Source organism: Lacinutrix venerupis (assembly GCF_003663945.1).
Classification (GTDB): Bacteria; Bacteroidota; Bacteroidia; order Flavobacteriales; family Flavobacteriaceae; genus Lacinutrix; species Lacinutrix venerupis.
This window is the reverse complement of record NZ_RCCH01000009.1, coordinates 104,810-115,937: the sequence shown is the minus strand read 5'-3', so window position 1 is coordinate 115,937 and position 11,128 is coordinate 104,810. Positions and strand designations below refer to the sequence as shown.

Here is an 11,128-nt window from a genome sequence, read left to right as displayed (position 1 = left end):
AACTAGCGATTACTGGTTTACTGTAGAATATAGAGAACCTAATAATCCTACGGTTAAGAAACAGTTTAAAGCACACTTTACTTTAAAACGATAAACGTTAAATTATTAAAAACTAAAACGCCCAAACATAAGTTTGGGCGTTTTTTATTATATGTTATATTAGGTATTACAATATCGAATGGAATGTATGAGTGCGCTTACGTTAAATAATTTAATTGATACTTAGCTAGTGATTAAATATTATTTAAAGCATAAAACACCTTTGTTTTAAAGCTATTAAATAACAGAAGTAATTGACTGTAATTACTATTGTTTAGAGGAATTGTACAGGATTATTTTATTGTGTAACTTATTGTTTAACGATGGATAAGATACAATGCCTTTAAGCTAATAAAAGCTTGTTTAAAACTATAGCTATAATTTAAAAACTACTTAAAAGAGAAATATAAAAACAAGCAATAACCAGCAACTAAAAATAATCCTTTATATCTGCTTATTTGCATGCGCTTTGGAATTAGAATAAGAAGTAGTAGGATAGAGGCAAAGCCAATCATCCAAAAAATATCGTTGTTTAATATTTTTATGTCTGTAACAGGAATAGCTGTTACTATAGAGGTTAAACCTAAAACAGAACCTATATTAAAAATATTAGATCCTATTAAGTTTCCTAAAGAGAGTGCTTTTTCTTTTTTAGCAGCAGCAATAATTGAAGCTGCTAATTCTGGTACACTTGTACCAATAGCAATAACGGTAACGGCAATAACAGCATCGCTAACACCTAAAGATTGTGCTAGGCTTTTTGCTCCATCTACTAGCCAAACAGAACCAAAGTATAACGCTGTAGCACCAATTATTAACCATAATAAAATTTTATAATTGCCAATAGCAGCCAAGGCATCACTAACTTCTTCAGAATCTACTTCTGTATTAGATTTCTTTAAAAGAATAATAATAAATACTACAAGCATACAAAATAAAATGATGCCTTCGATTGTTGATAATATACTGTCGTTAGCAAGAAAATAATATAATATAAGCGAGAATAATAACATTGCCGGCCAATTAAGCTTATAGAAAGATTTATCTACTGCTATAGGTCCTATAAGTGCTGTAACACCTAAAACTAAGCCAATGTTTGCAATATTAGAGCCTACTACATTATTAATAGCAATTGCAGGTGCATTATTTAATGCTGCTTGAATACTTACTAATAACTCTGGTGCTGATGTTGCAAAAGATACTACCGTCATACCAATTACCATCTTAGAAATGTTTAATTTAAAAGATAAAGCAATTGAGGCTTTTACTAAAAAATCACCACCAACAACTAATAGTACCAAGCCTAAAATTACCCAAAGTATACTCATAAAATTACTTTTTTAACGAAGATACTATTTAACAATAAATTTTTTGGTTTCTATATTGCCTTCAGTAGAAATTTTAGCATAATACATTCCGCTAGATAAATCTAAATTTAAAGCTGAGTTATTTTTTAGCGTGTGCGATTCAATTTTTCGACCTTCAGCTGAATAAATAATAACATGATATTCATTATATGCTCCAGAAACAAAAAGCTGATTATCTACAGGATTTGGATATAGTTTTACAATTTCTTTATTATAATTATTAACACTTAAAGTGTTCTGCCATTGTTGTCCTACATTAGCTCCCCAAATATAGTCTACTAATTCGGGCATATCAATTAATGGATTTCGGTTAAATTGCCATGTATAGATTACATTGTTTCTATTCATTTCAAAATCGTCTGGTGGATCTTGGTTATGCCATTGTAATAATGTTGCTAAATCTCCCATTTGACCGTTTGCAGTAGGAAAACCATTTTCAACAGATAAACCATTATAGCGTAATTGCATATATAAAACACTTCGTGCAACATCTCCTTTAAAGCTTCCTGAATTTCCGGTAGGGCCATTGTATTCTGTACCTCCATAATGTTGGTTACCTCTTGAGCTGTTTTCTGGTCCGTCTGCAGCTCTCAGTGCATGAGCATCAGAATTTCCATGTCTAAGAGAATCTGCGGTTGTATTCCAGTATGTTTCTATGCCATCTGCAATGTCATCTTCTTCAATACTAAAATAGCCTGCTAAAGATCTTGGGAAAGTATGCTCTCTATTCCATTTTCCTACGCTACTTCCGTTACCTTGAAGGTCTAATTTTGCTCTACCTTGTTCAGTATAAAGCAACCATACTTGGTTACTGTTTTCTGGATTTTGATCTGCTTCTTTTAGAATATCTATAATATCTGAGTAAGTTTGTGCTCTAACAACGCCTTCTTCGGCAATTATATCTTGTATTGCTTGCTCTAAATTAGCTCCAGATAGTCCGTTTAAAGAATCATAATAACCGTCTGGTTGTGTACTGTTAACTATGTCGAAAGTTGGAGTTGTAGGCTTACCAAATGGTGCTATAACAAAATCGTTATCAACGACTCTAATAGTAACAAAATTATTAAATGGAATGTAAGGAGTGGATAGACTTGAAAACTTAATTAAAAGTTCTTCATCACCTTCATCTAAAGTATCGTCAATTAAAGTAATAGTTGTAGAAACAGTATTTTGTCCGTTAGGAATAGTTACTGTTGTAGTTCCAGAATAATCTGAAGTATTAAAACCAAAATTGTCTAAAGTAAACGAAAAAGTAGTATCTGCTGTTACATTAGTTTCTGTTGTAAATGTAACATCAAAAGTTTCTCCTTCTGTATATTGAAACTGAGAAGTAGAAATTGCAATAGGGTTAAAAACAACACCACTACCATCATTTAATTGTCTTGGTGTTGGAGTAGCTGCTGTATAAGACCCATCATTGTTAAGTTGAATGGACTTTGGATTAGCATTAGTACCATTATCATTTATTTGTTGAATTGTTTCAAAACCAGGAGCATCATTAAAAAATTCAAGCAAATTTGTTACAGCATCATTAGTTTCGTAAACTAAAACATCTACTAAATTAGTTATTGTAGCATCGGTTTGATCTGGGAAATCTGAAGCATTTGCTTGATAAATAGCAACAACATCTGGTCCGTTTTGAATTAAATTTTGAGGGATAACAAATTGTGGAAATGGAGTAACTAAATCGCTACCTATAACAAATAGCCCATTAACATCGGTAATAAAACCATCTAAATCTAAAGTATAATAGCTTTTTCCTCCTGTACTACTTGTGTTAGAGCCATTAAACAATACTAAAACATAACCGTCTAAACTAGTATTTGCATTTGGAGTTTTTAATTCTATAAACTCTTTAGTATCGGTACTAGGTGTGTCGCAATCTAATTCATTAATTACAACTTGACCATAAGTAATATTACATAAAAATAATAATACGAGATATTGAAAGTGTTTTTTCATTTGGGCTTTTTTTTTCAAATATACGACTATAACTTAATTTCAATAAAGTTGATAGATTATTTAACTGTTAAAGATTTAATTAATGAAAATCTACTTTTGGATGTTTTTTTTAATAAAATAGTCCTTGGTTTTAAAATCTTAGTAAAAAAAGGCTCTACAAAAGTTTTATATTTTGATGTTAATTATCTTATAAGGTTTTAAATTAAAACTATGTTTAAGTAACTTGGTTTAATATTGAAATTTTTTAGGTTTTTTTTGTTATATAAGTAAAGTGAATTGCATCGTTTTTTAATGTTTTACTTGGTGGTAAATATTTAAAATAGATATATTTAAAAAACAATCATGAAAATGACTGTTTTTATTAACCTTTAAACCTAAAAATTATGCTAACACTTGCTAAAATTATTATCGATTTTATATTATTGATATGTCTGTAAAATTAATATGTAAAACTTAGTCTAGAATAGGTTTTACTATATTATAAAGTAAACAGAGTTTGGCGAACATTAATAAAAAGTATAATTTTGAATTTAAAACATAGGATTTTTTCTGAGTTATGAAAAAACAAGCATTTAAAATACTTGCTAAAATAAACAAGGCAATATTGCCAAGTTATACAAAGCAAAAATTAGACTTATCAAAAGCCACTAAATTACAGATGGCTATTTTTGGTTGGAAATTATATATAACTAAAAACGCATTAGACTAATTGCAAATAAAATATATATATTTTTCGATTATATTTTGAACATTATATAAAAAAGAGATATATTTGCACCCACAAAATTGGCCTCGTGGCGCAACTGAATAGCGCACTTGATTACGGCTCAAGAGGTTACAGGTTTGAATCCTGTCGAGGTCACTAATAAAACCAACACTTTACAAAGCTTTTGTAAATGTTGGTTTTTTTATTTGCAGAAAATTTGCAGAAAAATCACTGTGTAATTTCGCTATTACTGCCTGTATAATTATTGTTATTTTCTGAGTATAGCTAATATTTCCTGTTTATTGTAATAGCGTTTATTACCAATAGCGTAACTCTTTATAATACCTTTGTTTGTCCAATTCCAAAGTGAAACTAAACTAATTTTTAAAAAATCTGCCGTTTCTTGTCTTGTTAAATACGCTTCACTTCCATTAGTATGCAAATCATTTAAATAATGTTTTATTTTTATTAAAAGCTTATCTACTAATTCATCTACTGTAATTTCTTGTACTTCTATTGTTTTTGTTATCGTACCTTATTATTTTTTATAAAATGAAAGTTAACGAAATGAAGCAAACAAAAATTTGAGGTAAGATAGACGTCTAAAAAAATGAGAGAAGTGAAGCTATTGCTTCTATTATACAACTTAGCTTTGGGTCAGTTTTGTTGCGGAATAGAGGTTTTAAGCATTAGCAATAGCCCTTTGCTTTTTTATTGTACTAATTTATTTATATAGATACTTTTAAATAAAACAAGCAATGTGCTATTATAGCGTTGGATACAAGTATTATAACATAAAACCAACTATGTATTGCTCGCGTAATAACACAAAGGATTTTGAGCTTTCGACAGACTCAAATCGAAGCAAGCAAAAAAACTAGGTTTTGACTTGTATGGAATAAAAAAGAGCCTTCCGAAAAAGACTCTTTCATTATTGATCTAATGGTCGTGGTTTGAATGGTCATCACTTTTTTCTTCACCAGATTTATTCATTATCATATCGTGTTTATATTGACAGCAAGATGGAAGACTGTTAAATGCCTCTTCATCACCAGCTACTTTTTCGGTATCATAACCTGAAGCTGCGATTGCTTTATGGATTGCCATTGCATCCGTTTTTGAATCATCAAATGACACATCAATCTTCTTTTTATCAACGTCCCAATTGGCACTTGCCACACCTTCAACACCGTTAGCTGCTTTTTCGATAGTGTTTTTACACATTCCGCAATTTCCTCTTACACCAAAAGACAGGTCTGTCATTGCCATATCTTTTGACATTTCAGTAGTTGTGGTTTCTGTTTCTTTTTTGGTTTCGTTTTTACAACTTGTTAAACCTAATGCTGCTATTACAGCTACACTTAAAATTACTTTTTTACTCACGTCGATTACATTTTTGTTTTTGTGTTCGTGATTTTTCTTTGAAAAATTCATTGTTTAAAATTTAATTGTTATTACTTGATTTATTATTCTATTACTTGTTTTACTTCACCACAGGTTAGCATTGCTTCGCCAAAATATGGATTGATTACTTTTTCTTCTTTGCTTAACCAATAAGCACCATTATTGTTATCTGCCATTGGACAAAATTCTACATAGACCTTTTCATTGATACCAAATAGTTGTACAGCATTGATTAGATGTGATGATAAATGTTTAAAATGGTCTCTTTGTGATTTTATATCGGACGTTTCAGAAATTGAAGTTGCAGAAGATTTTATTTCGCCTTCTAATGACATCCAATGGTTATGCGCCTTATTATCTGATAACAATTTCATATCTACTTTGGTTAAATTCTTTAGTAAAGTTGATGCGCTTGTTGAAGTGCTTTTTGAATCTTCTTTTACTAAAGCATCTTTTAAATTGATATACGCATTGTAAACACTATTTAACTGTTGTTGAAATTTCTCTGATACTTCCAAACGCTCATTCATATTGGTGTGGTCAGTTTGTTTGTTGGATGCATTGTTATCCATACCTAAATGTCCTTCGTGTCCAGTCATTACTTTACCACCATCTTTATTCATCATAGATTTTTTGCCTTGTAATTGTGCAGCTGCATCAACTGTAAATGTTCCGTTAGTCACTATTTCATTACCAACAAATAAACCTTCTACAACTTCATATTCATTACCAATTTGATTGCCTAATTTAATTTCACGCATTTCAAAAATAGGTTGGTCTGGATTTGTTTTAAGGTACACCACAGAACGTTCACCTGTCCATAATACAGAAGATGCAGGAATTGATAATACTTCATCATTTTTAGCTGTACTGCCTTCAATATTTGCGGTTACAAACATTCCTGGTTTAAATACATCGTCCTTATTGCTTAAAACAACACGTAAGGTTACAGTTCTTGTTTTCGTGTTTAAAACTGGGTCAATGAAATCAACTTTACCTTTAAACTCTTTATTAGGATAAGCATTGGTTGTTATCATCACTTCCTGTCCTTTTTTAAAGCGGTCAATCTGATTTTCATACACATCAAAGTTTCCCCAAACTGTGTTGAGATTGGCAATTTTTAATAAGGGTTGTCCTTGTTTGATGTAATCGCCTTGCTCTACCAATTTTTCTGTAACAGTACCCGAAACGGTTGCATAAACAGGAAAGTTTTCTTTTACTTTTCCTGTTTCTTCAATCTGGTTGATTTGATTTTCAGAGAGCTTCCATAATTTCAATTTATTACGGACTGCTTTGTATAAAGCAGGTTGCGATGCTTTTAAAGAAGCTGCTGTGATTAATTCTTGTTGTGCTGCATAGAGTTCTGGCGAATAAATGGTTGCCAATAATTGACCTTTACGAACTTCTTCGCCTGTAAAACTCACATTCAAACGTTCAATTCTTCCAGCGAAATAACTTACCTGTACTGCATTGGCTTCTTCGTTTTCAGCAATTTTACCAGATAACTTTATGGTGTTGCCTTCAACATTTCCCTTGCCTACAACAGTTGTTTGAATATTGGCTAATGCCATCGCATTTTCTGTTAGTTTAAATTGGTCTGCCATTAAGCCATCACTTCCGCTTTCCGCAGGAATTAAATCCATACCACAAATGGGGCAGTCGCCTGGCTCTGGTTGCATAATCTGTGGATGCATAGAACACGTCCACATTTGATTGGTTGCTGCAACCGCATCGTGATTATGGTCTATTTCTTCATTTGTCGAGCCACCAAAAAGCAACCAACCCAATAATACACCTACTACGAGTATGCCAATATATATGACTATTTTATTATTTTTCATTCTCTAATCGTTTTATCATTGCTTTCATTTCTTCTATTTCTTTACGTTGTGCTTTTATAATGTCTTCTGCTAATTTTTTAACTTCTGGGTCTTGAATATCTGCTCTTTCACTTGTTAAAATAGCGATAGAATGATGTGGTATCATTGCTTTCATCCAAAGGACATCACCAATAATGGGTGCTTGTGTTCTTACCAACCCTAATGCACCAACAAACAGAATGAAACTACTTGCGAGTATTGCGATATTCTTCTTTTTATCATTATACATTTTTCGCATAAAAAACCACATTATTACTGCCATTGTTGAAATTCCTAAACACGTCATATAGAATCGTGTTAGACTAAACCATACGTGGTCTATGGAATAGGTGTTTAAATACATCGTTATGTACATTGCTACAAATGAGCAAGCCAACATTATAAAGAAGGTTTTGTAATTTCCTTTGTTTGAGTGTTCTTTTGAATTTTCCATAATTTTTGATTTTATAGTTAAACTTTTTACTTACTTAATTTTAATATCCTGAAAGCACCTTGTATCACCAATCCAAATACAATGATTCCTATAATTAAATCTGGAATACCAGAATGCAGCCAATTGACTAAAACGCCTGCTGTAATTACGCCAAGATTTATTATAATATCATTAGAGGTAAAAATCATACTGGCACGCATATGTGCTTCTTGACTTTTAGATTTTTGTAAGAGGTACAAGCAAATGCCATTTGCAATCAAAGCAAATACTGAAACTATAATCATTGTTGAAAATACAGGTAAAGCTTCATAGCCTAAAAATCTACGTATTACCTCAACGATTCCGATAATTGCAAGTGTTATCTGAAAATAGCCTGCATATTTTGCAATCCGTTTCTTTTTTAAAACTGTACCACCAACCGCTATTAAACTCAATCCGTAAACAAATGAATCTGCCAACATATCTAAACTATCAGCAACTAATCCCATTGATTTTGAAATAAGTCCTGTACTCATTTCGATAATAAAAAATGCAAAATTGATGATTAGAACTGTCCACAACAGTTTGGATTGACTCCTTGTAGATTCAGTAATAATTGTATCTGTATCTTCTGAACTGATTAAACTTTCATTTAATTTTAATTCATTTAAGGCATTACCAATTTCATTTACATTTGAATTATGATATAGTGTTAAGATTCTTTCTTCTAAATTAAAATCAAGTTGTTTGATACCATCTATATCAGATAGCTTCATCTTAATTAGATTTTCTTCAGAAGGACAATCCATTTTTGATATTTTGAAAACTGTTTTCTGCATATAATTAAATGTTTTTTGTTCTTAATCGTAATGCGTTACCTATTACCGAAACCGAACTAAAACTCATTGCTAAAGCTGCTATCATTGGCGAGAGTAGTATTCCGAAGAATGGAAACAACACACCTGCTGCAATAGGTACACCTAAAGTGTTGTAGATAAGTGCAAAAAATAGGTTTTGCTTAATGTTCTTCATTACAGCATTACTTAAATTTTTTGCTTTTACAATACCGTGTAAATCGCCTTTTACTAAAGTTATCATAGCACTTTCTATCGCTACGTCTGTTCCAGTTCCCATAGCAATACCGACATCACTTTTAGCCAATGCTGGTGCATCATTAATACCATCACCTGCCATAGCAACTACTTTTCCGTTTTCTTGTAATTTTTCTACTTCTTTGAGTTTGTCCTCTGGTAACATACTGGCTTTAAAATCTGCAAGATTTAGTTCTGATGCTACTGCTTGTGCTGTATCGTGATTATCACCTGTAAGCATTATAACATCAATCCCTTTATCCTGAAGTGCTTTAATGGCTTTAGCACTTGTTTCTTTTATCTTATCGCCTATAACTACATATCCAACGACGGTTTCATCTATTGACAAATAAGAAACTGTTTTACCCTGTTCTTGGTAAGATTTAGCTTCGTCTTTCATTTTAGAAGTAATATCCGCTTTAGCATATTCCATCATTTTAGGATTACCTAATGCTACATTTTTTCCATCAATTTTAGCTTCAACACCTTTTCCTGTAACAGCACTAAAATCTTCGGACTTTAAAATTTCTGCGTTGTGTTCTTTGCCATATTTAACTGTCGCTTCTGCCAAAGGATGTTCGCTATTTGTATTTAATGACACGATGTATTGTAACACTTCTTTTTCGCTTAAAGCATCATTAAAAGCTCCAACGGTTTCAACTGTTGGTTTTCCTTCGGTAATTGTTCCTGTCTTGTCAACGATAAGCGTATTTACCTTATCCATTTTTTCAAGAGCTTCAGCATTTTTAATCAATACACCATTTTGAGCACCTTTACCCACACCAACCATTACAGACATTGGTGTTGCTAAACCTAAAGCACAAGGACAAGCAATGATTAGTACTGCAATTGCATTGACAAACGCATACACATAAACTGGTTCTGGTCCCCAAATAGACCATACAATAAATGTGATAATAGAAATAAGAACTACAACTGGCACAAAATAGCCTGAAACTTTATCTGCTAAATTTTGAATAGGTGCACGACTTCTACTGGCATCATTAACCATATGAATGATTTGTGATAATAAAGTGTCACTTCCTACCTTTTCTGCTTTCATTAAAAAGGATTGATTCCCATTAATGGTTCCGCTACTTACTTTATCTTCTTGAGATTTGTTTACAGGAATAGGTTCGCCTGTAATCATAGATTCATCAATAGTTGTTTCGCCTTCAGTTATCACACCATCCACAGGAATTTTATCTCCTGGTTTTACTTTTAGAATATCATTAAGTTCTATCTCGTCAATACTGACTTCAACTTCTTCACCATCTACTATTTTTATGGCCTTATTAGGTGCTAATTTCAACAGTTCTTTTACTGCCGAATTGGTTTTACTATGGGCACGAGCTTCTAACAATTGACCTAAAAGCACTAACGTTAGAATAACTGTTGCTGCTTCAAAATAGACGTGAACTGCGCCTGATTCAGTTTTAAATTGACTTGGAAATACGTCTGGAAAGAACATACCAAAAACACTAAACGACCACGCCACACCTGCACCAATCCCAATAAGTGTAAACATATTGAGATTCCAAGTCTTAATGCTTTTATAGGCACGTTCAAAGAACATCCAAGTGGCATAAAACACTACTGGAATTGATAATGCAAACTGAATCCAGTTCCAATATTTCTGTTCCATTATATCGTACAACGGATTGTTATTGAGCATTTCGCTCATAGCCATTAAGAAAATGGGCAAGGTAAATGCTGTGGCAATCCAAAATTTCTTTAATAGCTTTTTATACGTTTTTTCTTCTGCTGAACTATCTGCTTCCATTGGCACTAAATCCATCCCACAAATAGGACACGAACCTGCTTCGTCTTTGACAATTTCTGGATGCATAGGACACGTCCATTGTTCCTTTGAAGTTGCTGATAGATTTTGTTCTTCCACCAAATCCATTCCGCAAACAGGACAATCGCCTGGTTCATCATAAGTTTTATCGTCTTCGCAATGCATAGGACAATAAAATGTGCCTGTGCCTTTTCCTTTGGGTTGCTCTTTCTTTTTATCTATTGAATGTTGATGCTGTTCACCTTGTTTATGAATACTGTATCTATCACCATCCTTTTTTAAGGCTTCTTGAAACTTTTCTAGAGGAATATGCGATTCCATTTCGATGGTAGCTTCTGCCTTATCTAAATCGACTGTTGCTTTTGAAACACCTTCTACTTTAGAGAGCGTTTCTTCAACGTGACTGCGACAACCGTTGCAAGTCATTCCGTGTATATGATATGTGTGTTTCATTGTTATAATTTTA

At 32.3% G+C, this 11,128-nt stretch carries 9 protein-coding genes and 1 tRNA gene; 2 read left to right on the top strand and 8 right to left on the bottom strand.

Going from position 1 to position 11,128, the window contains the following annotated elements:
* Positions 1-428: 428 nt before the first annotated feature.
* Positions 429-1,367, bottom strand: a complete 939-nt coding sequence (locus CLV86_RS13440; protein ID WP_121053078.1) for a calcium/sodium antiporter — start codon at positions 1,365-1,367, stop codon at positions 429-431.
* A gap of 24 nt (positions 1,368-1,391) precedes the next feature.
* Positions 1,392-3,368, bottom strand: coding sequence for an endonuclease (locus CLV86_RS13435; RefSeq protein WP_121053076.1), 1,977 nt, complete (start codon positions 3,366-3,368; stop codon positions 1,392-1,394).
* Positions 3,369-3,924: 556 nt separating this feature from the next.
* Between CLV86_RS13435 and CLV86_RS13430 the strand changes: the two genes are divergently transcribed.
* Positions 3,925-4,077, top strand: coding sequence for an SsrA-binding protein (locus CLV86_RS13430; protein WP_076732221.1), 153 nt, complete (start codon positions 3,925-3,927; stop codon positions 4,075-4,077).
* Between the two features lie 79 nt (positions 4,078-4,156).
* Positions 4,157-4,230 (top strand) — tRNA-Arg (locus CLV86_RS13425).
* A gap of 112 nt (positions 4,231-4,342) precedes the next feature.
* Here the strand turns inward: CLV86_RS13425 and CLV86_RS13420 are convergent.
* From CLV86_RS13420 to CLV86_RS13395, 6 genes are all read right to left on the bottom strand, one after another.
* Positions 4,343-4,516: a helix-turn-helix domain-containing protein gene (locus tag CLV86_RS13420; protein ID WP_249037483.1), complete on the bottom strand. Its 174-nt coding sequence runs from the start codon at positions 4,514-4,516 to the stop codon at positions 4,343-4,345.
* Positions 4,517-5,013: 497 nt separating this feature from the next.
* Positions 5,014-5,508 (bottom strand): heavy-metal-associated domain-containing protein, encoded by a 495-nt coding sequence (locus tag CLV86_RS13415; RefSeq protein ID WP_121053072.1) that lies wholly within the window; start codon positions 5,506-5,508, stop codon positions 5,014-5,016.
* 32 nt (positions 5,509-5,540) lie between these two features.
* On the bottom strand, positions 5,541-7,319 hold the full coding sequence (locus CLV86_RS13410) for an efflux RND transporter periplasmic adaptor subunit (protein ID WP_121053070.1): 1,779 nt from the start codon (positions 7,317-7,319) through the stop codon (positions 5,541-5,543).
* Positions 7,309-7,791: a DUF305 domain-containing protein gene (locus tag CLV86_RS13405; RefSeq protein ID WP_036122983.1), complete on the bottom strand. Its 483-nt coding sequence runs from the start codon at positions 7,789-7,791 to the stop codon at positions 7,309-7,311. Before CLV86_RS13405 ends, CLV86_RS13410 begins: the two co-directional genes overlap by 11 nt.
* 26 nt (positions 7,792-7,817) lie before the next feature.
* Complete coding sequence (locus CLV86_RS13400) at positions 7,818-8,609, bottom strand: cation efflux transmembrane domain-containing protein (RefSeq protein ID WP_027879802.1); 792 nt, start codon at positions 8,607-8,609, stop codon at positions 7,818-7,820.
* A gap of 4 nt (positions 8,610-8,613) precedes the next feature.
* The gene (locus CLV86_RS13395) at positions 8,614-11,115 is read right to left on the bottom strand and encodes a heavy metal translocating P-type ATPase (RefSeq protein WP_121053068.1); all 2,502 of its coding nucleotides are present in this window, start codon (positions 11,113-11,115) and stop codon (positions 8,614-8,616) included.
* Positions 11,116-11,128 lie beyond the last annotated feature (13 nt).